Origin of the sequence: Dickeya chrysanthemi NCPPB 402, assembly GCF_000406105.1 — a bacterium.
GTDB lineage: Bacteria > Pseudomonadota > Gammaproteobacteria > Enterobacterales > Enterobacteriaceae > Dickeya > Dickeya chrysanthemi.
The window spans coordinates 4,358,025-4,383,166 of the sequence record NZ_CM001974.1 but is presented as its reverse complement, the minus strand read 5'-3'; the positions used below and the strand labels follow the sequence as shown (position 1 = coordinate 4,383,166).

General features: G+C 53.9%; 21 protein-coding genes and 1 pseudogene. 16 read left to right on the top strand and 6 right to left on the bottom strand.

Going from position 1 to position 25,142, the window contains the following annotated elements; translation table 11 throughout:
• Positions 1–2: 2 nt before the first annotated feature.
• Entirely contained in the window at positions 3–1,277 is a 1,275-nt protein-coding gene (gene envC / locus DCH402_RS19415) for a murein hydrolase activator EnvC (RefSeq protein ID WP_050583336.1), read from the bottom strand.
• 237 nt (positions 1,278–1,514) lie between these two features.
• Here envC and DCH402_RS19410 point away from each other — a divergent pair, with 237 nt between their 5' ends.
• The 6 genes from DCH402_RS19410 (at position 1,515) to DCH402_RS19385 (ending at position 6,483) form a co-directional block, all read left to right on the top strand.
• On the top strand, positions 1,515–1,946 hold the full coding sequence (locus tag DCH402_RS19410; RefSeq protein ID WP_040002932.1) for a rhodanese-like domain-containing protein: 432 nt from the start codon (positions 1,515–1,517) through the stop codon (positions 1,944–1,946).
• 99 nt (positions 1,947–2,045) lie between these two features.
• Complete coding sequence (gene secB / locus DCH402_RS19405) at positions 2,046–2,516, top strand: protein-export chaperone SecB (protein ID WP_027713455.1); 471 nt, start codon at positions 2,046–2,048, stop codon at positions 2,514–2,516.
• Positions 2,516–3,535, top strand: a complete 1,020-nt coding sequence (gene gpsA / locus DCH402_RS19400) for an NAD(P)H-dependent glycerol-3-phosphate dehydrogenase (protein WP_040002930.1) — start codon at positions 2,516–2,518, stop codon at positions 3,533–3,535. The genes secB and gpsA overlap by 1 nt, the downstream gene beginning before the upstream one ends.
• A gap of 148 nt (positions 3,536–3,683) precedes the next feature.
• Positions 3,684–4,505: a serine O-acetyltransferase gene (cysE, locus tag DCH402_RS19395; protein WP_040002928.1), complete on the top strand. Its 822-nt coding sequence runs from the start codon at positions 3,684–3,686 to the stop codon at positions 4,503–4,505.
• A gap of 361 nt (positions 4,506–4,866) precedes the next feature.
• Entirely contained in the window at positions 4,867–5,454 is a 588-nt protein-coding gene (gene pagP, locus DCH402_RS19390; protein WP_040002927.1) for a lipid IV(A) palmitoyltransferase PagP, read from the top strand.
• 129 nt (positions 5,455–5,583) lie between these two features.
• Positions 5,584–6,483: a carboxylate/amino acid/amine transporter gene (locus DCH402_RS19385; protein WP_040002925.1), complete on the top strand. Its 900-nt coding sequence runs from the start codon at positions 5,584–5,586 to the stop codon at positions 6,481–6,483.
• Here the strand turns inward: DCH402_RS19385 and metR are convergent.
• Positions 6,386–7,324: an HTH-type transcriptional regulator MetR gene (metR, locus tag DCH402_RS21785; RefSeq protein WP_015848233.1), complete on the bottom strand. Its 939-nt coding sequence runs from the start codon at positions 7,322–7,324 to the stop codon at positions 6,386–6,388. The genes DCH402_RS19385 and metR overlap by 98 nt on opposite strands.
• Positions 7,325–7,428: 104 nt before the next feature.
• Here metR and metE point away from each other — a divergent pair, with 104 nt between their 5' ends.
• Positions 7,429–9,696 carry a 5-methyltetrahydropteroyltriglutamate--homocysteine S-methyltransferase gene (metE, locus tag DCH402_RS19370; protein WP_040002923.1) on the top strand — a complete coding sequence of 756 codons (2,268 nt, stop codon included), beginning with the start codon at positions 7,429–7,431 and terminating at the stop codon, positions 9,694–9,696.
• A gap of 216 nt (positions 9,697–9,912) precedes the next feature.
• Here the strand turns inward: metE and DCH402_RS19365 are convergent, their stop codons facing one another.
• Positions 9,913–10,740 carry a dienelactone hydrolase family protein gene (locus tag DCH402_RS19365; RefSeq protein WP_040002922.1) on the bottom strand — a complete coding sequence of 276 codons (828 nt, stop codon included), beginning with the start codon at positions 10,738–10,740 and terminating at the stop codon, positions 9,913–9,915.
• Between the two features lie 307 nt (positions 10,741–11,047).
• Here DCH402_RS19365 and udp point away from each other — a divergent pair, with 307 nt between their 5' ends.
• The 6 genes from udp to DCH402_RS19335 all read left to right on the top strand — a co-directional run bounded on the left by udp (position 11,048) and on the right by DCH402_RS19335 (position 17,558).
• Positions 11,048–11,809, top strand: coding sequence for a uridine phosphorylase (gene udp / locus DCH402_RS19360; protein WP_040002920.1), 762 nt, complete (start codon positions 11,048–11,050; stop codon positions 11,807–11,809).
• A 232-nt stretch (positions 11,810–12,041) separates the two neighbouring features.
• A complete protein-coding gene (locus tag DCH402_RS19355) occupies positions 12,042–12,824 on the top strand; it encodes a tyrosine-protein phosphatase (protein WP_040002918.1) in 783 nt (260 codons plus the stop codon).
• 770 nt (positions 12,825–13,594) lie between these two features.
• Positions 13,595–14,752: an MFS transporter gene (locus DCH402_RS19350; protein WP_040002916.1), complete on the top strand. Its 1,158-nt coding sequence runs from the start codon at positions 13,595–13,597 to the stop codon at positions 14,750–14,752.
• Between the two features lie 14 nt (positions 14,753–14,766).
• Positions 14,767–15,999, top strand: a complete 1,233-nt coding sequence (hemA, locus tag DCH402_RS19345; RefSeq protein WP_040002915.1) for a 5-aminolevulinate synthase — start codon at positions 14,767–14,769, stop codon at positions 15,997–15,999.
• Entirely contained in the window at positions 16,000–16,491 is a 492-nt protein-coding gene (locus DCH402_RS23440; RefSeq protein ID WP_040002913.1) for a GNAT family N-acetyltransferase, read from the top strand.
• Positions 16,491–17,558, top strand: coding sequence for a Gfo/Idh/MocA family oxidoreductase (locus DCH402_RS19335; protein ID WP_200864865.1), 1,068 nt, complete (start codon positions 16,491–16,493; stop codon positions 17,556–17,558). Before DCH402_RS23440 ends, DCH402_RS19335 begins: the two co-directional genes overlap by 1 nt.
• Positions 17,559–17,572: 14 nt before the next feature.
• Here DCH402_RS19335 and DCH402_RS21780 read toward each other — a convergent pair whose 3' ends face one another.
• Positions 17,573–17,902: an ArsR/SmtB family transcription factor gene (locus DCH402_RS21780; protein ID WP_071604747.1), complete on the bottom strand. Its 330-nt coding sequence runs from the start codon at positions 17,900–17,902 to the stop codon at positions 17,573–17,575.
• Between the two features lie 276 nt (positions 17,903–18,178).
• Between DCH402_RS21780 and DCH402_RS23210 the strand changes: the two are divergent.
• Positions 18,179–18,550, top strand: a pseudogene (locus tag DCH402_RS23210) (IS3 family transposase); the annotation flags it as partial.
• A 360-nt stretch (positions 18,551–18,910) separates the two neighbouring features.
• On the opposite strand, the gene ppc reads toward DCH402_RS23210, so the two are convergent.
• Entirely contained in the window at positions 18,911–21,550 is a 2,640-nt protein-coding gene (gene ppc, locus DCH402_RS19330; RefSeq protein ID WP_040002912.1) for a phosphoenolpyruvate carboxylase, read from the bottom strand.
• A 398-nt stretch (positions 21,551–21,948) separates the two neighbouring features.
• Positions 21,949–23,100 (bottom strand): acetylornithine deacetylase, encoded by a 1,152-nt coding sequence (gene argE, locus DCH402_RS19325; RefSeq protein ID WP_040002910.1) that lies wholly within the window; start codon positions 23,098–23,100, stop codon positions 21,949–21,951.
• A gap of 214 nt (positions 23,101–23,314) precedes the next feature.
• On the opposite strand from argE, the gene argC reads away from it, so the two are divergent.
• Together argC and argB are read left to right on the top strand one after the other, a co-directional pair.
• Positions 23,315–24,319, top strand: coding sequence for an N-acetyl-gamma-glutamyl-phosphate reductase (gene argC / locus DCH402_RS19320; protein WP_040002908.1), 1,005 nt, complete (start codon positions 23,315–23,317; stop codon positions 24,317–24,319).
• 24 nt (positions 24,320–24,343) lie between these two features.
• The gene (gene argB, locus DCH402_RS19315; RefSeq protein ID WP_040002906.1) at positions 24,344–25,117 is read left to right on the top strand and encodes an acetylglutamate kinase; all 774 of its coding nucleotides are present in this window, start codon (positions 24,344–24,346) and stop codon (positions 25,115–25,117) included.
• Positions 25,118–25,142: the final 25 nt, after the last annotated feature.

The following is a 25,142-nucleotide window of genomic DNA, read 5'->3' as shown; positions in this document are numbered from 1 at the left end:
ACCTACCTTCCTAGCCAGGGCAAGGGGTTGACCGCCTGTCCCTGACGCCGAATTTCAAAATAGAGAGCGGGCTGATTCTGCCCGCCGCTGTTGCCGACTAAGGCGATCGGCTGACCGGCTTTCACCTGCGCACCTACCGACACCAGCGCGCTCTGATTATAGCCATACAGGCTCATGTCGCCTTTGCCGTGCTCCAGCACGACGACCTGGCCGTAGCCTTGTAGCCAGTCGGCCATCAACACGGTACCGTCGGCAATGGCGTGGACTTCGGTGCCTTCGGATGCGCCGATCACCAGCCCTTTCCAGCGCAGTTCGCCCTGCAACGGCTCGCCGAAACGGTGTAGCGTGCGGCCACGTACCGGCCACACGTACTGGCCGGCCGGCTGGCCCAGACCGCCGGTACGCGCCATTAGCGAGCGCTCCTGCTCGTTGGGTTTATAACTGGAACCGCTGCGTTTGGCCTGTTCTTCTTTTTCGCGCAACCGGGCGGCTTCACGGGCTTCACGCTCGGCTCGCGCTTTGGCTTCTCGTTCCGCCCGCGCAATCTGGTCGCGCAAACGGGTTTCGTTCTGCCGTAGTTCCGTCAACTGTTGCTGGTCTTTTTCCAGCGCGTTCTCCAGTGCACCCAGCGTTTTCTGGCGTTCGTTCTGCGCCTGTTCCAACGCGTTCTGCTGTTGCTGTTGATCGCCGAGCAGGCGTTTTTGCTGCGTCTGTTTTTGTTCCAGTTGCTGCTTTTGGCCGGCAAGCTGCGTACGGGTTTGCTGTAACTCGGTGATGGATTTTTCGCGCGCTTTATTCAGGTAGTTGAAGTAGGCCAGGATGCGTTCGCGGCGCTGGCTCTCTTCACCGCTGAGGATCAGTTGCAAGGCACCGTGCTGGCCCTGACGGAACGCGGCATCCAGTTGTTTCGCCAGCAGGGTTTCCTGCGTTCTCTGCTGGGTGTGCAATTTGGCGATAGAGGCGTTCAGGCCGCTGATATCCTGATTAAGGCGGCCAAGGGTGGTGCGGGTGTCGCGCAACTGGCGGGTGGACAAGGCAATCGACTGTTCCTGCTTTTTCAGTTGCTCAAGTAGGGCGCCGCGACGCTGCTGCTGTTCCCGAACGCTTTTTTCCTTCTCTGCGATATCCTGTTGCAGTGATTTCAACTGCTGCTGACTGTCGTCGCTCCAGCCGGGGCATGGCAACAGCAGCACGCCGACACAAAGCACACTGGCGCACCGGATTAGCAGTTTGTCACGACCCGTTGGGAACGGTACAGAGAACGCTTTTTTGTTCATGGCGAAGGATTATTCCACGATGAACCGCGCCTTACCAGTTGTCCGGTCTGGGATTTCTATTTCCATCCATGACAGCGGCCCGCGCGCCGACAACCAGGAATCACACGGATAAATGCAAGCCGCCGCGCAGAATCATGATGCGATGTTGGCTTACAGGCTGTAATTGCGGTATCGCACAGGTATACTCAGACACCCTGTATTTGAATTGCTTAACTGATTTCGGAGTCGTTACACCCCATGCAAGAGATTATGCCATTCATCAGCCGACACCCGATTCTGAGCGTGGCCTGGATTGCCCTGCTGGTCGCTGTCATTGTGCTTACGGTGAAGAGTAAACTGTCCAAGGTAAAAGAAGTGGCTCGTGGTGAAGCGATCCAACTGATTAATAAAGAAGATGCGGTGGTGGTAGACACCCGTAATCGTGATGATTACCGCCGTGGTCACATCGCTGGCGCCATCAACTTGGTGCCGAACGACATCAAGAACGGCAGCCTGAGCGAGCTGGAAAAACACAAAGCGCAACCGGTGATTGTGGTGTGCGCTAACGGCATGGCATCTCGTGAATCGGCGGAAAACCTGTTCAAAGCAGGGTTTGAGCGCGTCATGATCCTGAAAGACGGACTGGCCGGCTGGAGTGGTGAAAACCTCCCGCTGGTGCGCGGTAAGTAATGCGACGCCCCTGTAAAGGGGAGTCTGTTTGTGTTATGGCGTGTCCTTCCTGGCGAAGGGAAGCGCGCAAGGAAATCTAACGAAAGGGTATTATTCAACATGTCTGAACAAAACAACGTCGAAATGACTTTCCAAATCCAGCGTATCTACACCAAGGATATTTCTTTTGAAGCGCCGAACGCGCCTCAGGTGTTTCAGCAGGAATGGAACCCGGAAGTCAAACTGGACCTGGATACCGCATCCACTCAGTTGGCTGACGATGTGTACGAAGTGGTGCTGCGTGTAACCGTGACATCCACCCTGGGCGAAGAAACCGCATTCCTGTGCGAAGTACAGCAGGCGGGCATCTTCACCGTTGCCGGCATCGAAGGGACGCAACTGGCTCACTGCCTCGGCGCTTACTGCCCGAACGTGCTGTTCCCGTATGCGCGTGAGTGCATCACCAGCCTGGTTTCCCGCGGTACCTTCCCGCAGTTGAACCTGGCGCCGGTTAACTTTGACGCCCTGTTCATGAACTACCTGGAACAGCAGGCCGGCCAGGACGGCGCCGCTCAGACGCTGAATGCCTGATGAGCCAGTCTGACGCTGCAATGACGGTGATCGGTGCCGGTTCCTACGGCACTGCACTGGCGATCACGGTGGCCCGAAACGGCCATCGTGTGGTGCTGTGGGGTCATGACCCCGCACATGTTCAGGCGTTACAGGATGCGCGTTGCAATCAGGCATTTCTGCCTGATGTGTCGTTTCCGGATACATTGCAACCGGAAGCGGACCTGTCGCAGGCGTTGGCGGCCAGCCGCAACATTTTGGTGGTGGTGCCGAGCCATGTGTTTGGCGATGTACTGCGCCAGTTAAAGCCTCACCTACGGGCGGATGCGCGTCTGGTGTGGGCGACCAAGGGGCTGGAAGCGGAAACGGGCCGTCTGTTGCAGGATGTCGCCCGCGAAGCGCTGGGCAATACCATCCCGCTGGCGGTACTCTCCGGGCCGACGTTTGCCAAAGAGCTGGCGGCGGGGCTGCCTACGGCGATTGCGCTGGCATCGACCGATCAGCCGTTTTCCGACGATTTGCAACATCTGCTGCACTGCGGCAAAAGTTTTCGCGTCTACAGCAACCCCGATTTTATCGGTGTACAGCTGGGAGGCGCCGTGAAGAATGTGATTGCCATTGGTGCCGGCATGTCTGACGGTATGGGATTCGGTGCCAATGCGCGTACTGCGCTGATCACCCGCGGCCTGGCTGAAATGACGCGGCTGGGCGTGGCGTTGGGCGCCGACCCGACCACCTTCATGGGCATGGCGGGCTTGGGCGATCTGGTGCTGACGTGTACCGATAACCAGTCACGCAACCGCCGTTTCGGCATGATGCTGGGGCAAGGAATGGATGTGGTCAGCGCCCAGAACCAGATCGGTCAGGTGGTGGAAGGGTATCGCAATACCAAGGAAGTGATGGCGCTGGCGCAGCGCTACGGCGTAGAGATGCCGATTACCGAGCAACTCTGGCAAGTGCTGTATTGCGGTAAAGACGCGCGCGAAGCCGCGTTGAGCCTGTTAGGCCGGGCGCGCAAAGACGAAAGCGCCAGCCTGTGACGGCAAGTCATTGACCGGGCCTTCCCACGGGAGGCCCGTTATTATTTTATTCTGATAGTGAGTCGTGCCGTCGTCGGTAAATCAGCCGGCAGTAATAAGTCATTAGCGTTGAAGTGGTGGGTAAGCCGTTTTTCAAAGAGGTGTCGCAATGTCGAATGATGAGCTGGAACTGGTTTGGCAACACATTAAGGAAGAAGCGCGCAGTCTGGCGGAGTGTGAACCGATGTTGGCCAGCTTTTTTCACGCGACGCTGCTAAAGCATGAGAATTTGGGCAGTGCGTTGAGCTATATGCTGGCGAATAAGCTGGCTAATGCCATTATGCCGGCCATTGCTATTCGCGAAGTGGTGGAAGAAGCTTACCGTGCTGAGCCTCAGATGATTGCGTCTGCGGCACGCGACATTATGGCGGTGCGACTGCGCGACCCGGCGGTGGATAAATATTCGACGCCGTTGCTCTATCTGAAAGGGTTTCATGCGTTGCAGGCTTATCGCATCGGTCACTGGTTGTGGCGGGAGAAACGTCAGGCGCTGGCCATCTATCTGCAGAACCAGATTTCCGTGTCGTTTGGGGTGGATATCCACCCGGCGGCGCGCATTGGTTGCGGCATCATGCTGGACCACGCCACCGGTATCGTGATCGGTGAAACCGCCGTGGTAGAAAACGACGTGTCTATTCTGCAATCGGTCACGCTGGGCGGGACTGGCAAGACCAACGGCGATCGCCACCCCAAAATTCGTGAAGGCGTGATGATAGGCGCAGGCGCCAAGATTCTGGGCAATATTGAGGTGGGGTGCGGCGCCAAGATTGGTGCGGGGTCGGTGGTGTTGCAGCCGGTGCCGCCGCATACCACCGCCGCCGGTGTGCCGGCACGCATTGTTGGCCGCCCGGAAACCGATAAGCCCTCGCTGGATATGGACCAGTATTTCAACGGCTCACTGCGCGGTTTTGAAGACGGCGACGGTATTTGATGTTATTCAGCTTGCCGCAGCGGTAAGCCGAATAGTATGTCGATGATACGTTAATCCGTATTTTCCTGGTCTGACCGATGGTGCCGGTGTCGCGATATCAGAACGCGACCACTCTTCCTGTTCCGGTGTTTCCTGTTCACGCGAGTTGTCGCATTTTTTTCGGCGCCGCCGACGGTTTTATCCTCTGTTTTAGCTAAGAAGTTTCCCAAAAGTATCTGATTAGCCTGCTGGTTTCGTTTTAGGTGTATTGGATCCGCTAAGAATCGTTGTATACCCGTGTTCAGCCCACGACATGATGTGGAAACGTACTCTAAACAACCTCAACGGGCTGTTGGCGATTTGATTTTTGGGAATACGGTTTATGCGATTAACACTGACATCACGCAGCCGCCTTTTTGTGTTGTCTTCCCTGTTGTTCATTTCGACGTTTGACGTGTTATCCGCGCAGGCTGCTCCAGCCAATACGGCCGCGGCTCTCTGGCAGCGTGCCGGTGATAATCTGTCGGATACCTGGCATCACTGGCAGTCTCAGGATCTGTATGTGCCTGTCATGACCTGGCATAACCGCTGGACTTACGATAAGGAGAAAACGGACCGCTACAATGAGCGCCCCTGGGGCGCGGGTTATGGCGTATCCCGGCTGGATCGTGATGGTGACTGGCACAGTCTGTACGTGATGGCATTTAAAGACTCCTTCAATAAGTGGGAGCCGATCGGCGGTTATGGGTATGAGAAACGCTGGCGACCGCTGGAAGACCAGGATTTCCAGTTAGGTCTGGGGTTTACCGCCGGCGTAACCCTGCGGGATAACTGGCACTATATCCCAATCCCGGTGCTCTTGCCGCTGGCGTCGCTCAGCTATCAGCGCCTGTCTTTTCAGGCCACCTATATTCCCGGCACCTATAACAACGGCAACGTGTTTTTTGCCTGGTTGCGCTGGCAATTCTGATTAACCGAATGGACATATTTTGCTCTGATGTAAACCATATTGAGGAAAATTCAGCCGCATAACTCGATTACAATGCATCACCTGTTTCGCACTATATCACCTGTTTCACACTATGGAGTGAGCCACGCCGTGCCGTTATTGATCATCACCACTATTCTTTGGTCGTTTTCCTTCAGCCTGATTGGTGAATACCTGGCGGGCCAGGTTGATAGCTGGTTCTCCGCCATGTTTCGGCTGGTGTTGGCGGCATTGGTGTTCCTGCCTTTCCTGCGCTGGCGCGGCTACTCTCCCAAAGTGTTGGGGTTGTATTTGCTGGTGGGGGTTTTCCAGCTTGGCGTTATGTACCTGTTCCTGTTCCGCAGTTATCTTTACCTGAATGTACCGACGATCCTGCTGTTTTCGGTGATGACGCCGCTGTATGTGACGCTAATTTACGACCTGCTGAGCGGGCACCGCCTGCGTTGGGGCTATGCGCTCAGCGCTCTGCTTGCTGTTTTGGGGGCGGCGGTGATCCACTATCACGGCGTGAGCGAGCATTTCTGGTGGGGGTTACTGCTGGTGCAGGCGGCGAATATCTGTTTTGCCGTGGGTCAGGTGGGCTATAAACGGCTGATGGAAGTGTATCCGATGCCGCAGCACAGCGCGTTTTCCTGGTTCTACCTGGGCGCGGCGCTGGTGACGCTGGTGGCCTGGGCGCTGTTTGGCAATGCCGCGAAGCTGCCTACTGCGCCGGTACAATGGGGCGTGCTGGCGTTTCTTGGTATCGTGGTGTCGGGCCTGGGCTATTTCATGTGGAATTACGGCGCCACTCAGGTGGATGCCGGTACGTTGAGTATTATGAACAACTTTCACGTCCCGGCCGGGCTGCTGGTCAATTTCGCTTTCTGGCAGAAAACGCCGAACTGGACCAGCTTTTTCATCGGTTCTGCGATTATTGCTGTGGCTTTATGGGTACACCAGCGTTGGGTCGTGAAGCATCCCGCACAAACGGCAGATGCTCGCAGGCATGCTGGCGCGCGGAACGAATAAACGCTTCGATAACCGGTTGACGCTGTTCGCCATCGCGCACGGCGGCGTACAGCCGGCTCCACAAACCCTCGCCCAGGGTTTTGGTGACCACCAGACCCTGGCGTTCAAAACTCTCTACCACCCAGTGCGGCAGCGCAGCGATGCCCATGCGCGCCGCTACCATTTGAATCAGCAACAGAGTATTGTCTACGCTTTTTAGCGACGGGCTGACCCCGGCCGGCTGTAAAAAGTGGCGCCATACATCCAGCCGCTGGCGCTGAACCGGGTAGATCATCAGCGTTTCCTGCGCCAGATCGTCAGGCGTAATTACGGCCTTGGCGGCCAGCGGATGATCCGGCGACAGCACCAGTCGTACCTCAAAGTCAAACATCGGCGAATAGTGCAGGCCGCTGCGCGGCAGAATGTCGGACGTCATCACCAGATCGAGCTCGCCCTGCTGTAGAGCGGGTTGTGGGTCGAAAGTAACGCCGGATTTGAAATCCATCACCACCTGCGGCCAGCTCTGGTGGAAGTTCTCCAACGCCGGCGTCAGCCACTGAATGCAACTGTGACATTCGATCGCCAGCCGTAGCGTCGTTTGATGCGGCTCGTTGCACGCCTGCAGCGCCTGCTGAATCTGCGGCAGGATCTGTTCGGCCAGTTGCAGCAGAATTTCCCCCTGCGGCGTAAAGCGAAGCGGCTGGCTCTTACGGACGAACAAGCGGAATCCCAGCCGTTGTTCCAGATCGCTGAATTGATGCGACAGGGCGGATTGCGTCTGATGGAGCTGTGCGGCGGCGGCGGCTAACGATCCCGTGTTGCGCAGCGCCTGCAGCGTCCGTAAGTGTTTAAGTTCGATCATGAGAGTCCTTCACAGTGACAGTGAATAAATTGCGCTTGTACTGACTACACTACCTGCGGATTATGGATGTGTAAACATCTGGACGGCTAAATGGGAATTTAAGCATGGCAATTTTAAATCACACTCTTGGTTTTCCGCGCGTCGGTCTGCGTCGTGAACTGAAAAAAGCACAGGAAAGCTATTGGGCAGGGAACAGCACGCAGGAAGAGCTGCTGACCGTGGGCCGTGAGTTGCGCGCCCGTCACTGGCAACAGCAGAAAGACGCCGGCGTGGAACTGCTGCCGGTGGGCGATTTTGCCTGGTACGACCATGTGCTGACCACCAGCCTGCTGCTGGGGAATGTACCTGCCCGTCACCAGAACGCGGATGGCTCCGTCGATCTGGATACCCTGTTCCGTATCGGCCGTGGCCGCGCACCGACCGGTGAGCCGGCCGCCGCCGCTGAAATGACCAAATGGTTTAACACCAACTATCACTACATGGTGCCGGAATTTACCCAAGGCCAACAGTTCACACTGACCTGGACCCAACTGCTGGATGAAGTCGATGAAGCATTGGCGCTGGGTCACAAGGTGAAACCGGTATTGCTGGGGCCGGTAACCTACCTGTGGCTGGGTAAAGTCAAAGGGGAAGCCTTCAACCGTCTGGATCTGCTGAACGCGGTACTGCCGGTGTACCGGCAGGTGCTGGCTGAGCTGGCTAAGCGCGGCATCGAATGGGTGCAGATTGACGAGCCGCTGCTGGCGCTGGAGCTGGATGCCGAATGGCAAGCGGCGTTTAAACCGGCTTACGATGCGCTGCAAGGGCAGGTGAAACTGCTGTTGACCACCTATTTCGACAGCATCGGCCAGAATCTGGACGTTATCAAAGCGCTGCCGGTGCAGGGGCTGCATGTCGATTTGGTGCACGGCAAAGACGACGCCGCCGCACTAAATGCACAGTTACCTGCCGACTGGGTGCTGTCGCTGGGGGTCATCAACGGACGTAACGTGTGGCGCGCCGATCTGGCGAGCTGGTTCGATCGTCTGCAACCGTTGCTGGGCAAGCGTACATTGTGGCTGGGTAGTTCCTGCTCTCTGTTGCACAGCCCGATTGATCTCAGCGTCGAAACCCGTCTGGACGAGGAAGTGAAGAGCTGGTTTGCCTTCGCGATTCAGAAGTGTCAGGAGCTGGCGTTGCTGACCAAGGCGCTCAATAGCGGCAATGGCGATGAACTGGTGGCATATAGTGCACCGATCCGCGCCCGTCAGACATCGACCCGTGTGAATAACCCGGAAGTGGCGACGCGTCTGGCCGCGATCACCGCACAAGACAGCCAGCGTCAGAGCCCGTATCCGGTTCGTGCACAAGCGCAGCGTGCGCGTTTCCAGCTACCAGACTGGCCGACCACTACCATCGGTTCGTTCCCGCAAACCACTGAAATTCGTGGCCTGCGTCTGGATTTCAAACAGGGTCGTCTGGATAGTCAGAACTACCGTATCGGCATTGCCGAGCACATCAAACAGGCGATTGTGGAACAAGAACGTCTGGAACTGGACGTACTGGTGCACGGTGAAGCCGAACGTAACGACATGGTGGAGTACTTCGGCGAGCATCTGGATGGTTTCGTGTTCACCCAGAACGGCTGGGTGCAGAGTTATGGTTCCCGTTGCGTCAAGCCGCCGGTGGTGATTGGCGACATCAGCCGTCCTGAACCGATCACCGTCGAGTGGGCGAAGTATGCTCAGTCGCTGACCAGCAAGCCGGTAAAAGGCATGCTGACTGGCCCGGTTACGATTCTGTGCTGGTCCTTCCCGCGTGAAGACGTCAGCCGTGAAACCATTGCCAAACAGATTGCGCTGGCGCTGCGCGACGAAGTGGCGGATCTGGAACAGGCTGGTATCGGCATCATCCAGATTGACGAACCGGCGCTGCGTGAAGGGCTGCCGCTGCACCGCTCCGACTGGGCAGCCTATCTGGAGTGGGCGGTCGATGCGTTCCGCCTGAATGCCGCGGTCGCGAAAGACGATACTCAGATTCACACCCACATGTGCTACTGCGAATTCAACGACATCATGGATTCCATCGCGGCACTGGATGCGGACGTGATCACCATCGAAACCTCACGTTCTGATATGGAACTGCTGGAATCGTTCGAAGAGTTCGAGTACCCGAATGAAATCGGCCCAGGCGTGTACGACATTCACTCGCCGAACGTGCCGAGTGTTGAATGGATTGAAGCACTGCTGCGTAAAGCGGCCCAACGTATTCCGGCAGAACGCCTGTGGGTGAATCCGGACTGCGGCCTGAAAACCCGCGGCTGGCCGGAAACACGTCAGTCACTGGCGAACATGGTTCAGGCAGCCAAACGCCTGCGCGAAACAGCGGAATAAGTCAGCCGAAAACGGTGATGGGGAATGGCGCAAAGGATGGCAGGACGCGCGTGAACGACAGGAAGTGACGCTCAGGGCTGGGCGTTCCGCATCACCGCCTGAAATAACAAGGGAGACGATAACGTCTCCCTTTTTCTTGTTAGCTTTAAACCACCTCCTCAGGAGGTGGTGGTTGTTTTTGCGCTTGCTGCTCTTTTCCCGATCTTACTGCGGGAATTACGCCACGCCGTAGCGCGCAAACCACGCCAGCATACGTTGCCAACCGTCTTTGGCGGAGGCTTCATGGTACGTTGCGCGGTAATCAGCATGGAAAGCGTGATCCGCGTCCGGATAGACCACAATCTCCGCATCGGCATTGACCGCCCGTAACGCCTGACGCATGGTTTCCACCTGTTCCGGCGGAATGCTTTTGTCCTGCCCGCCGTACAGCCCGAGCACCGGCGCGCTCAGATCTTTCGCCACATCCACCGGATGTTGCGGCGAGGTCAGCGTTTTTTCGGCGACCAGCTTACCGTACCAGGCGACGGCGGCTTTTAACTGTGGGTTATGTGCGGCGTACAACCAACTAATGCGGCCGCCCCAGCAGAAACCGGTAATCGCCAGCCGGCTGGCGTCGCCACCCTGACGTACCGCCCAGTGCGCGGTATGGTCAAGGTCGGACAAGACCTGGTTGTCGGGTACTTTGCTGACCAGTTCACTCATCAACGTTGGGATATCGCTGTATTGCTGTGGGTCGCCGTGGCGAAAATAGAGTTCCGGCGCGATGGCCAGATAGCCCTGTTTAGCCAGCCGCCGACAGACATCACGAATATGTTCATGTACGCCGAAGATTTCCTGGACTACCAATACGATCGGCAGCGGGCCGTCGGCTTTTTCCGGTTTGGCAATATAAGCAGGCAGGCTGTCGCCCTGCGAAGGGATGGTGGTTTCGCCGGCCACCAGCCCGGCGGCATCGGTGGTAATGGCGGAAGAAGCCAGCGGCATGACGGCTGGCGAAAATGCCCGTGTGGTCTCTCTGAGTGTCAGTAGCGCATCGGTTTTCATTGCCTTTCCTTTATCAAGACGGGAATCTGCCGGTGGGACAAATCTGCCAGTGGGACAATGTCGCCCCCGCGTTAAGCAAGTGTAGAAACTTTGTAGTGTATTGCGAATGGCAGTAGCCAGATAGGGCAATCAGTGCGCACATTGTGAGGTGCAACAGCGGGCTATTACGCTTTAAATTGTGACATAAATCACAATGTTTATGTAAATAGAGATTCGTTACTTTCCAATGAGCGACGTGCTTCACTTAACGGCGGCTACCTGTGCGCTAAGATCGCCCTGTACCTGACAGCTTGCCTGGGAGGCGTTTATGTCCGATGTATTTCATCTCGGTTTAACAAAACAGGATTTGCAAGGAGCCACGCTGGCGATCGTGCCCGGCGACCCGGCTCGAGTGGAAAAGATTGCCCGCTTGATGGAGAACCCGGTTTTTCTGGCATCGCACCGGGAGTTCACCACCTGGCGCGCGGAACTGGCGGGTAAACCGGTGATTGTCTGCTCCACCGGTATTGGCGGCCCGTCTACGTCGATTGCGGTAGAAGAACTGGCGCAACTGGGTGTGCGTACCTTCCTGCGCGTCGGCACGACCGGCGCTATCCAGCCGCATATCGCGGTGGGCGATGTGCTGGTCACCACCGCGGCGGTGCGTCTGGACGGCGCCAGCCTGCACTTTGCGCCACTGGAGTTCCCAGCCGCGGCCGATTTTGCCTGCACCTGCGCACTGGCGGAAGCGGCACGTGAAGCGGGGGCGACACTGCATGTCGGTATTACCGCGTCCTCGGATACTTTCTATCCAGGCCAGGAGCGTTACGACACCTATTCCGGCCGGGTCGTGCGGCGTTTTCAGGGCTCTATGGCGCAATGGCAGAGCATGGGCGTGCTGAACTATGAAATGGAGTCCGCAACGCTGCTGACGATGTGCGCCAGTCAGGGGCTGCGTGCCGGCATGGTGGCGGGTGTGATTGTCAACCGCACCCAACAGGAAATTCCCGATACCGCCACGATGCAAAAAGCGGAACATGCGTCCGTCAATGTGGTGTTGTCGGCGGCGCGTAAATTACTGGACGCCTGAGCCTGATGTTATTGCCGGGCGAGACGCTCGGCCGGCGGTACGACGACGCTCGCGTACCGCCTGTTTTATTTCTGCTGGGATACCACCCCACGAGCTGTTCATCGGTTTGTCTGCCTTAATGCTAATTTAACTGTCAGATCTGATAATACCCGTCAGTTTCCGTTGTTCGACTATGGCGTAACCGTAATTGTTCGGCATAGATAACTCATTCTTGATAACTACAGGGAACGATATGACTTCATCTTCATTACTGCATCCCTCGGTGCTACCACTTGATGGCGGCGTCAATTTTCGTGATTTAGGGGGAATTCGTGTGGCGGACGGTCGGCGAGTTCGCCACGGCAAACTGCTTCGCTCCGGCGCCCTTGACCAATTAAGCGAGCGCGACATCGACCAGCTCGCCAGTATGCCGGTGGCCCACGTGGTCGATTACCGTGATCAGGACGAGGCCGCGCTGCGGCCAGACCGGCTATGGTCCGGCGCGCGTTATCATTCTGTTCCTGCCAACCCGTTGCGTCATGAGGTCACCGCCAGTCTGGAAACGCTAGGCTCGGAAAAACTCGAAGCGTTCGATTCCCGTGCGTTCATGATGGAGCTGTATCGCCGTTTACCGTTCGGCAATCCGGCCTATCAACATCTGGTGGTGTTGCTGCGCCAGCCGGATGACGGTGCGCTGGTGCAACATTGTGCGGTAGGGAAAGATCGTACCGGCATTGGTTCCGCGCTGGTGCTGTTTGCGCTGGGGGCGGATGAGCAGACGGTGATGGAGGATTATCTGGTTACCGAGTCCACGTTGACGCCGTTTCGTCGGCAGTTACTGGAAGATCTGGCATCCAGCCTGAGCGAAAAAGCGCTGAAGCGGTTCGATTTTGTGCTCTCCGCCCGTGAAGAGTTTCTGGCAACGGCGCTGCATACAATCCGTGAGAAGCATGGGTCGGTGGATAACTGGCTGGCGCAGGATTACGGGCTGGATGTCTCGGCACGCGATGCGCTGCGGGAGAAGTATCTGGCTTAACTCGCGTTGGCGAATGATGAGTTATCATTCTGCTGGTTTGCATCGCTTCTCGTTTATTTGCCCTGGTTGTCGTTATTTGCAACAAATATAACAGGGAGCACACTCTGTCAGGATAGTTGTCTCCCCATCTAAACACTAAGAACAAGTTGTCAAAAAGGCCTTTACCTTGAGCAGTTAGTCCGTGGAAGCAAGGCTTTTTGTTGGTGTCTTTGGCCAATGACAAAACGGCGTTCAAACAGAGTGAGAAAGAGATTAAGCAACTAAAATTTGAACGGGTACATAAGGAAAAGCGTTGGTGGAGGCTGTGCGAAAGCGGTTGCGGGACTACTACGGGATAGCCGACGAGGACGAGTGACTCCCAGCATAGAGCGGCAGGCACTTAATAGGTTATGTATGGCGATGGAGTCAGGAATCCGGCTGTCGATAGCACTGACGGAAGTCGGATTACGTGAACGGGCGTGGCGACGCAGGTAGACCTCTCTATCAAAGAACGTATAAACCCGGTTTGGGAGTTTAAAAACAGGACTTGTCATAGTCCCATCTCTTGGTAAAACTCAGCTACAAGCATCCTTCATGCTATGAATTAATTAGCAGATCTTAAGTTTAGGGCTGACTTCCTTTAAGAAAGAACCTTGATGAATATCAAAAAATAGCATCATTCCTATATTGACGGAGTGCGTGTTGAGGAACAACATTCCTAATGTTCGACATTTATCGAACATTAGGAATGTTGTTATTTATAGCAAGGTTGAATTTTACATAGGATAAGTATGACTAATGGAAACCTCTGGCGGCTCTGGCCTCTGGTCATAGGGACGTTTGCGCTTGGTCTGGATGCCTATGTGCTAGCAGGTTTGTTACCGTCAATGGCGATAACCCTGCAAACGACACAAGCCAGCATTGGTTTAGGCGTGGCATTATTCACTGCAGCCTATGCTATTTCAGCTCCTTTACTTGCCCCTGTTTTTGCATCTCGAACATCCGCTCGTTTTGCGTTGATTTCAGGTATCGTCACTTTTATTTTAGGGAATTTGATAACTTTGCTGTCTCATTCCCTCAGTTGGCTTTTGTTCTCTCGGTTACTTGCTGGATGTGGTGCGGGTATCTTCTCACCACTGACTTCTGCTTGTGCGGCCGGTATGGTTGACGAGTCGCATAAGGGAAGGGCATTAGCATTGGTACTTGCCGGACTTAGTGTAGGCACTGCCTTGGGGGTTCCTGCTGGCCTGATGGTAGAAAATAGATTTGGATGGCGTGCTACCATTGGGCTGATTGCCTTGTTGGGCATAATTTCTATGGCTGGAATGCTTTTTAATAGACTAACCTTTTCAGCACCAAAGGCTATTCCCTTTAAGGAGCGATTGTCTGCACTGGCCTCCAGATTAACTCTGATGACACTGATGGTCACGGTGCTGACTGGTATCGCTTCCTTGGGACTTTATACCTTTATCGCAGAAATCAGCGCAGATAAAGGTATGGGTCAGGAAATTCCTAAGATTATCTGGTCCTGGGGTATTGGCGGATTAATCGGTGCTATGTTTGTTGGGCAGGTCATTGACAGATTAATTTCCCCTTGGTTAACCACTCTAACTCTAATTACTTTGTTAGTGAGTAGTTTTATCGCCTTTGGGTATGGCTCATTGTATTTTTGTTTGGCGGGTACTTTTTTCTGGGGGCTCGCGGGATGGTCAAGTATCGCTCCGCAGCAGCATTCCCTGATCAATTACGCACCAGAACATGCAGTATCACTGATTGGTTGGAATTCATCAGCAAACTACGCAGGTGGTTCAATAGGGGTGGTGGTGGGTGCCACTATTTTAAATGCCAATAACCACTCAAGCTCATTACCATTGTTTGCAATATTAGTCGCTCTTTTAGCACTTATTATCCATCTGATGAAAAACTTCATAAATAACACTCCACAATAATTTAGGATATTAATATGTACGAAATTTTCTTTAGTGAAAAGGTTGATGCTTTAAAAAAAACAGGCCAATACAGAAATTTTGTTACGCTGAATAGAATTTGTGGAAAGTATCCTCTTGCAGATATTACAGAAGACCATTCTTCTGCTGTAGTATGGTGTAGTAATGATTATTTGGGGATGTCTCAACACCCTGTGGTAAGACAAGCTATGCATACTGCTGTTGATCTTTATGGGGCAGGTGCAGGGGGCTCTAGAAATATTGGCGGAAATCATGAACTCTTTGAGAAGCTTGAGTCTAGCCTGGCAGAATGGCATAACAAGGAGGCTGCATTAGTTTTTCCTACCGGATTTAGTTCCAACGATGCGACATTACAATGCCTTTTGCACCTGATGGATGATATAGTCATCATCAGTGATGAACTTAATCATGCTTCAATAATTAACGGAATAAGGGCCGTAAAGGTTCAGAAGGAGATATTTCTCCATAATGATGTCAAACATCTTGAGAAAATTCTTTCCTCTTATCCATTAGAGCGTAAAAAATTGATTGTATTTGAATCTGTTTATTCAATGGATGGGGATGTTTCCCCTATACCGGAAATAATCAGGTTGGCAAAAAAATATAATGCCATGACTTTTCTGGATGAAGTGCACGCCATAGGTATGTATGGCAATAGAGGTGCAGGCAAAGCGGATGAAATGCATGTTGCAGATCAGGTTGATATTATTCAGGGAACAATGGGGAAAGCTATTGGCCTGATCGGGGGATATATTGCGAGTTCAGCAATCGTTATTGATACCATACGTTCCTTTGCCACTGGTTTCATCTTTACCACTTCATTACCGCCTGCGATCGTTGCAGGGTGTCTTGCCAGCCTTAATTATATAAAAGACCACCATGGATTAAGAGAAAGTCTGCATAATAATTCGGCATTACTCAGATTTGCACTCGGTGAAATGAAGATCCCTGTGATGCCGTGTTCTAGTACTCACGTCCTCCCTATCCTTGTTGGAAATGCGGGTAAATGTCGTGCAGCCGCTGAGCGCTTGCTGAGAGAGCATCATATCTATCTGCAACCTATAAACTTTCCTTCCGTACCCGTCGGGACAGAACGTTTTCGCATCAACGCAACACCGAATCATACCCGCGAACAAATTATGCATCTGGCATCTTCACTGAGAGAAACGTTTGAATACTTCGGGATCCCCCTTGTCGCACAAAATAGCATTAAGGAAGAGGCTGTATAAATGGATATAAAGTCTTTCCTCATACAACAGGCTGAAAGACATCAGATTGATGATTTGATCCGACTTCGGTCCTGCCTGCTTGAACAAACATCCTCTGCGTCTTACGTATGCCGGACACAAGAAGAGCGGCATATCTGGAGGGAACAGTACCGGCAATGGCTTTATGATGTTCTGGAGTACGATACGGGCATAAGAATTTTTGTCGCTCTAATTGGGCAAAAAGTTATTGGTTGCTCGACAGGTATCATTGATCGTAGGGCACCTGCCCGAGATTGTATATCAGGATACTGTGGCTGGGTTCAGTCAGTAGTCGTTGCACCATCCTTTCAAAGACAAGGAGTGGCTGCCTCTTTGTTGAAGTCGCTGACAGAATGGTTTTCTGAAAAAAAGGTCTCAAAAATTCTACTGGAGTCAACGCCAGGGTCTAAAGCGTTCTATATAGCACAGGGATTCATTCCTGAACAAGAAACTCTATTCATACGTGAGATTTAATGATGAATATCCTTATTGTTGGACTTGGATATGCAGGAAATAGATTTTATTCTGCTTTCAAAAATGTTATTCATACAGAAAAAATTAATTTTGCATATGTAAACCGAACGAAAATTTCGCATGAATTACCATGTTATGAGAGTGTCCAGGTCGCTTTGGAAAAATTCAAACCGGAAATTATCGTTATTAGTGCAACGGATAATCAGCATATTAATATTATTGAGTCTCTTTCTAGCTATGATGGCTTTATTCTTTGTGAGAAGCCCTTGGCGACGCCAGGAGATGGATGGAAAACGGCTTGCAACAATCTCCAGAACCTTAGCGGATTTGCGCTGGACCTTGTTGAACGTTATTCCTTCGCAACTATTTTACTAAAGTCTCTCATTATTGAAAGGAAATGGAAACTGGTACGTGCCAATTTCGTCTGGGGAAAAAATCGTATCAACGATTACAGACCTACATGCGGTGTGACAAGTGAGGTTATCCACCCCTTGGATCTAATAACCTGGATATGTAATGAAAAATGCTCACTCGATATTAGAAGTGTATCAGGGGTGAAGTCTGATTTTTCCATTTCTGGTGATCATATTCTCGATACGGTTTTGCTTACAGCTGAGCTTAATAATGTGCCAGTTACCGGATTTAGTAGCTTTGTGAACATTCAGCGACAGCGAAGTGTCGATTTTTCATTCACGGATGAAATTGGAGAAATTATCCATGCTAGGATTATATATGATACCCCTTCTTGGGACTGCGATCATCTTCGCATATGGTCACTAAACTCAGATGGAAGTGAAAATATCATTATTAATGAACGGCAAGAGAATAGTGTTGAGAAGTTTTCCACTATATATAAACTGTCAAAGCTATGCAGTGACGTATACGGCTATGTGAAAGACGGTACCCCACCGTCACAATCGTTCCCAGGTCTAGAAACAGCGGTTCGGCTACAGGAAACTCTGGATTACATCCAAGAACACGCAGTTACTCCTGAACCAGCCAGCTACACTCACCGTGGTGAAAGAAAGCTATTGACTAAAGAGTCAGCACTGGAAGTACTTGGATAACCTTCACTCTGGCATCAGTTGCCTTTAGTATCTGATGCCAAACTATGGTCTTTCAGAATAATTTCAAGCAGCCCTGGAAATTTCTCATTAAGAAGATTTCTGCGCAGGCTGATCCAGCAGTTACGACCATCTGGTAATGTTCGCGTCAGCCCTGATTCACGCAATATGCGAGTATGGTGGGTAATCGTCGATCTTGGCATGCCGGGCCCAAGTGACAAGCTGTTTACTCTCGTGCTGGAGGCCAGCATCCTTACCATATTCAGTCGTATGGGATCGCTGAGCGCGAAAAGAACACGCTCCAGACTAACCTCATCCCATTTCGGATGGATATAAACTCGGGACATTTGAACCTCTTTACCAATAGACGAAAGATGAAAACTTTTGCAAAAAGAAAAGGTTTAGACGGATAAGATGAGAGACAGTATATTTTGTAGGATGCTTTTACCAGATTCTTCAATCTAAAATGGTCAACAAACGTAAGCATCATCTCAGTACCTATATGGCTCCGAATTAAAGATCCTGTAACTTAAGCTCTCACTTATTTTGCAGGTGGGTGATCTTACCCAGCAATAGTGGGCTCGCGACTAAGTGAGTAAGCTCCCAACCAGAGGTGATTACTCATGACAAAACCAGTATCAACCAGCAAAGCGTCCCGTTAAAGTACACACTCGAATTCCACGACGAAGCCCCGAAGTTGGCTGAATGTATTGCTGTTGCCAACGCTGCCTGTGAACTTAGCCTGTATGAATCTCAGTTGTATGCTTGGCACGATAGAATAAATAATGTTATTCCTCTTACGTACGTGAATAAGAAATGTTTGTGAAAATTGTTCGTCTTAAGCGGAAATTGGCTGAATGGGATGAAGAGTAGGCCATTCTCCAAAAGGCTGCGACATACTTGGCGAAGCGCCTGAAATGAAGGCTGTCTTTATCGAAAAACATCGTGCTGAGTTTAATATCAAAGCCATGTGCTGCCTGCTTAGGATGCACCGAGTCTGACGGTCAGGGGATGTCGTTTTATGTCAAAACCGTCGCCGCCTCAGCAGGAGAGTGAGTATGAATATCGTATTTCTGGACGTCGACCTAGCTAAAAATGTTTTCCAGCTATGCAGACTGAATCAAGCAGGTAAGCCGGTTTGGTAATCCCTCCATTTTTAACAGCGCTGATGAGCAGAATCAGTGTGTGCGCCGAATATGCTGCATCGGTGTACAGCCAATCAGTGCCATATTGGGACGGTCATGATGATAAAACCACAGCCACCGGGTAGCATATTCCTGTAACTCGAATTATCTGGAGTGTATAAACCGGAAGTATGAGTACTCCCGGTTTCGATATGCAACAGACATCCGTGACTAACCGGTATTGCGCATCCCGGCGGCGACGCCGGCGATGGTGACCATCAGAGCCTGTTCGACCTGCGGGTCCCGCGTGTCCTGCTGACGTGAACGGTGCAGCAACTCCGCCTGTAGTACGTTGAGCGGGTCGGTGTAGACGTTGCGTAACGCGATGGATTCGGCGATCCACGGCAAATCAGCCATCAGGTGATCATCGTTGGAGATGGTCAGCACCGCCTTGATATCTTTCGCCAGTTGCTCGCGCAGCTGTTTGCCAAGCGACCACAGTTTTTCTTCCACCAGCCGTTGATCGTAATATTCCGCCAGCCACAAGTCTGCTTTGGCGAACACCATCTCCAGCATACCGATACGGGTGGAGAAGAACGGCCAGTCGCGGCACATGGCTTCGAGCTGGTTTTGGTTGCCGTCGTCGATCACTTTCTGCAATGCCGCACCGGCACCCAGCCAGGCAGGCAACATCAGGCGGTTTTGCGTCCAGGCGAAAATCCACGGAATGGCGCGCAGGCTTTCCACGCCGCCGTTCGGACGGCGTTTAGCCGGGCGCGACCCCAACGGCAGTTTGCCCAGTTCCAGTTCCGGCGTAGCCGCGCGGAAATAGGGCACGAAATCCGGATTTTCACGCACGTAACCACGATACATGTCGCAGGAAATACGCGACAGCTCATCCATGATGTGATGCCACTCAGGCTTCGGTTCCGGCGGCGGCAGCAGGTTGGCTTCCAGAATGGCGGACGTGTAGAGCGACAGACTGCTGATGGTGACTTCCGGCAGGCCGAACTTGAAGCGGATCATCTCGCCTTGCTCGGTCACGCGCAGGCCGCCTTTCAGGCTGCCCGGCGGCTGAGAAAGCAGCGCCGCGTGGGCCGGTGCGCCGCCACGGCCAATCGAACCACCGCGGCCGTGGAACAACGTCAGTGCGATACCGTATTTTTCGCAGGTTTTGATCAGCGCGTCCTGCGCGCGGTACTGCGCCCAGGACGCCGCCATCACCCCGGCGTCTTTGGCGGAATCGGAATAGCCGATCATCACCATCTGCTTGCCCTGGATGAAGCCGCGATACCAGTCGATATTGAGCAACTGAATCATGACGCTATCGGCGTTATTCAGGTCGTCCAGGGTTTCGAACAGCGGCGCTACCGGTAGCGCATACGGGCAGCCGGCTTCTTTCAGCAGCAAATGCACCGCCAGCACGTCGGACGGGGTACGCGCCATCGAGATAACATAGGCGGCGATGGAATCGCGTGGGGTTTCGGCGATGACGCGACAGGTTTCCAGCACTTCTTGCGTGTCAGCACTCGGTTCCCACTGCCGCGGCAGCAACGGCCGCTTGGAGTTCAGCTCGCGGATCAGGAACGCCTGCTTGTCGGATTCCGACCAGCTTTCATAATCCCCCAACCCCAGATAGCGGGTGATTTCCGCCAGCGCATCGGTGTGACGGGTACTTTCCTGACGTACGTCGATACGTACCAACGGTACGCCAAAGCAACGCACGCGGCGCAGGGTGTCGAGCAACTGACCATCGGCGATGATCCCCATGCCGCAGGCGTGCAGCGATTGGTAACAAGCGTACAGCGGTTGCCATAGCTGGTCGTTGGTGACCAGCAAATCTTTAGGCGGCATGCGTTGCTCGCCTTTCAGGCGGGCATCCAGATAGTCCAGCGTAGAGGTTAATTGCGCGCGCAACGCTTTCATCAGTTCGCGGTACGGTTCTTGTATCTCGTCACCGCCGGCCAGTTGCTGCAACTCAGGCGTGCAGGTGGTCATCGACAATTCGGATACCAGCACCTGCACATCACGCAGGAACAGGTCAGCGGCTTTCCAGCGGCTCAGCAACAGCACGCGACGGGTAATTTCGGCGGTTACGTTCGGGTTGCCGTCCCGGTCGCCGCCCATCCACGAGGTAAAGCGTACCGGCACCGAATCCACCGGCAGGCGGTAACCCAGTTCCTTGTCCATTTGCTCGTCGAGTTCACGCAGGAAGGCGGGCACCCCTTCCCACAGGCTGTTTTCTACTACCGCAAAGCCCCATTTCGCTTCGTCTACCGGCGTCGGGCGGATTTTGCGGATTTCATCGGTATGCCAATATTGGGCGATCAATTGGCGCAGGCGACGCATGATCTGGTGACGTTCATAGTCGGCCAGATCGTCATGATCGAGCTGCTTGAGGCAGGTATTCACTTCGACCAGTTTATGGATCAGCGTGCGGCGGGTGATTTCGGTTGGGTGTGCAGTCAGTACCAGCTCGATAGAAAGCGATTCCACGGCGTCGCGGATGTCTTTGTCGCTCAGGTTGTCGCGGTTTTTCAGGTTGCGAAACACCGTCGCCAGCGCTTCCGGGTTACTGGCCGCTTCGCCGTGCGGCGAAATACTGTGGTACTGCTCGGCGGTATTGGTCAGGTTAAGGAACTGGCTAAACGCGCGGGCGACCGGCAGCAGCTCTTCGTTGGACAGGTTCTGCAATGTGGTCAGCAGTTCCTGACGGTGTGTTTCGCTGCCGGCCCGCGAGGCTTTAGACAGCTTGCGGATGGTTTCAACACGCTCAAGGATATTAGCACCCAGAGCATCCTTGATGGTGTCGCCCAGCAATTTACCCAGCATGCTGACATTGCTCCGCATGGCGGAATATTGTTCATTCATAGTTACCCTGACCCACCTCATGATTTTGTAAATTTATTACACACAATAACTGTGTGGTTACTGTCTGTTATCTAGCCATGTTCGCGATTGTTCGTCAATGAACGTCTTTTAATCCCTACAGTTGTACCTGTTTAACCGGTACAAAGGCAATTTGTGAAATTTAATTACAAAAGCTTGCTGATAAGTGACACTTATCTTAGGGCGATGGGGAAAGCAAGCATGCGGCGAGCCATTGGACGATAAAACGGCAATTAAGAAGGCAGAAACGACGAGGGACTGCGGTGCTGAGACTAACGGTTTGGCTGTCAGGAAGTTGCCCGTGGCTGTCAGGAGGTTGCCCGGCACTCAAAGCCGGGCAAGTGATGAGTCTGTGCAGTAGGCGAAATCGGCGGGCGAAATCAATGCTGGCAGAAATGATGCACCAACTGGGTAATCAACGTGCGCGTGGGTTTGATGAACGACATGTCGATAAATTCATCCGGCTGATGCGCCTGGTTGATGGAGCCGGGGCCGAGTACCAGCGTCGGGCACAGTTCCTGAATAAAAGGTGCTTCGGTGCAGTAATTCACCACATCGGTCGGTTGCCCTACCAGTTTTTCCACCACCTGCGCCAGTTGATGATCTGCCGGGCATTCGTAGCCCGGAATCGGCGGATGCAGCTCGCTGATGGTCAGGCGGCCCGGCCAGCGTTCACTAACCGGCGCCAGCGCTTCGCTCAGCAAGCCGTTGAGATCGCTGAGCGTCATGCCCGGTAACGGACGGATGTCCATGTGCAGGTCGCAGCAGGCGCAAATGCGGTTAGCGGCATCGCCGCCATGAATATGGCCGAAATTCATGGTCGGATAGGGAATGTGGAACGCCGGGTTGTGATAGCGCTGTTGCAGCGTGTTGCGCAGCACCATCAGCTCGGAAATGGCCTCGTGCATCAGCTCAATGGCATTGACGCCGCGCGACGGATCGCTGGAATGACCGGACTGGCCCTGAATACGAACCACGTTCGACATGTGACCCTTGTGGGCGCGTACCGGTTGCAGCGAGGTTGGCTCGCCGATAATGGCGCAATCCGGACGAATGCCGGTCGATTCGGCGAAATACTTGGCGCCCGCCATCGTCGTTTCTTCATCTGCGGTGGCCAGAATATACAGCGGCTTAGTCAGTTTGCCGGCATCCACATCGCGCAGCGCATCGAGAATAAAGGCGAAAAAGCCTTTCATATCGGCGGTGCCGAGCCCATACAGCTTGTTGTCGTGCTCGGTCAGGGTAAACGGGTCGCGCGTCCAGCGTCCGTCGTCGAACGGCACCGTATCGGTGTGGCCGGCCAGCAGCAGCCCGCCGCTGCCTTCGCCCAGACGAGCCAACAGATTGAATTTATTAAACGTACCGGGGACCGGCTGCACATCAACATGAAAACCCAGATCGCTAAACCATCCCGCCAACAGATTGATTAAGGTCTCGTTGCTTTGATCCAGCGCGTGCTCGGTGGCGCTGATGGACGGCGTGGCGATCAATGCCCGGTAGAGCTCCATAAAAGGGGGTAAATTCATCTTCACTGTTGACAGCCTCTGGGTTAGGATAGTATCAATATTCATGCATTTATTGTGAATAAAAATACAATAATGCCAGGCGAAATGAAATCACAAGCTGTGCGGCGAGGCGAGATTGTCGCATAATCGTTTCTTCTGGCTGTTGTGGGTGAACGGCGTGGCCACGCTGATGAGCCTGCTCCCTGTTCCACCTATCTGGCAATAAAGGTATACCGAACTCATGCTGAATACGTTGATCGTTGGTGCAAGTGGCTATACTGGCGCTGAGCTGGCCTTGTACCTGAACCGTCACCCGCAGATGAACATAACCGCTTTGGCGGTATCCGCGCAAAGCGTTGATGCGGGAAAACGCATTTCCGACCTGCATCCCCAGCTTAAAGGCATTATTGATTTGCCGGTGCAGCCGCTGACCGATGTGGCTGAAGCCGCCAAAGGCGTCGATGTCGTGTTTCTGGCAACCGACCACAAGGTGAGCCACGATTTGGCACCGCAATTCCTGAGCGCCGGTTGTACCGTGTTCGATCTTTCCGGCGCATTCCGCGTGCAGGATCCTGAATTTTATACCCGTTACTACGGCTTCGAGCATCAGCATACTGACTGGCTGGCGCAGGCGGTGTACGGCCTGGCGGAATGGCAGACGGACCGCATCAAACAGGCGCAGCTTGTCGCCGTGCCGGGGTGTTACCCCACCGCTTCTCAACTGGCGCTGAAACCGCTGGTGGAAGGCGGTTTGCTGAACCCGAACCAGTGGCCGGTGATCGACGCCACCAGCGGCGTCAGCGGTGCCGGCCGCAAAGCGAGCATGACCAACAGCTTCTGTGAAGTCAGCCTGCAACCGTATGGCATTTTCAATCATCGCCATCATCCGGAAATCGCCACCCATCTCGGTATTCCGGTGATTTTCACCCCGCATCTGGGCAATTTCCCGCGTGGTATTCTGGCGACGATCACCTGTCGTTTGCAGCCGGGCGTTACTGCACAGGACGTGGCGGAAGCCTACCACAATGCCTATCACGACAAGCCGCTGGTGCGGTTGTATGAGAAAGGCGTACCGGCGCTGAAATCGGTGGTCGGATTGCCGTTCTGCGATATCGGCTTCGTGGTGCAGGATGAGCACCTGATCGTGGTCGCTACCGAAGATAACCTGCTCAAAGGCGCGGCGGCGCAGGCGGTGCAGTGCATGAACATTCGCTTCGGTTTCCCTGAAACCCAATCCTTACTCTGATGACACCCTGAGGCGCAAAGACCGATGAATCCATTAATTATCAAATTAGGTGGCGTATTACTGGATAGCGAAGAGGCGCTGGAGCGCCTGTTCACCGCGCTGGTCGCTTACCGTCAACAGCATCAGCGCCCGCTGGTTATCGTGCATGGCGGCGGCTGTCTGGTGGATGACCTGATGAAGAAACTGTCGCTGCCGGTGGTCAAGAAAAACGGCCTGCGTGTGACGCCCGCCGACCAGATCGACATTATTACCGGCGCGCTGGCCGGTTCCGCCAACAAAACCCTGCTGGCCTGGGCGATTCGTCACGGCATCAACGCCGTGGGCCTGAGCCTGGCGGATGGCGGCAGTACCGTAGTGACGCAACTGAACGACGAACTGGGGCACGTGGGTAAAGCGCAAGCGGGTTCTCCGGCGTTGCTTAACACCCTGCTGAATGCCGGTTATCTGCCGGTGATCAGTTCCATCGGCATTACTGCCGGTGGTGAGCTGATGAACGTCAACGCCGATCAGGCGGCTACCGCACTGGCGCAAACACTGGGCGCTGATTTGATCCTGTTGTCCGATGTCAGCGGCATTCTGGACGGCAAAGGCCAGCGCATCGCGGAAATGACCGCCGGTAAAGCGGAAGAGCTGATCGCACAAGGCATTATTACCGACGGTATGATCGTGAAAGTGAATGCGGCGCTGGACGCGGCGCGTGCGCTGGGGCGTCCGGTGGATATCGCCAGCTGGCGCCACGCCGAGCAGTTGCCGGCGTTGTTCAACGGCGTGTCTATCGGCACCCGTATTCTGGCGTAATCAGCACGCATTCATCACGCTTTCT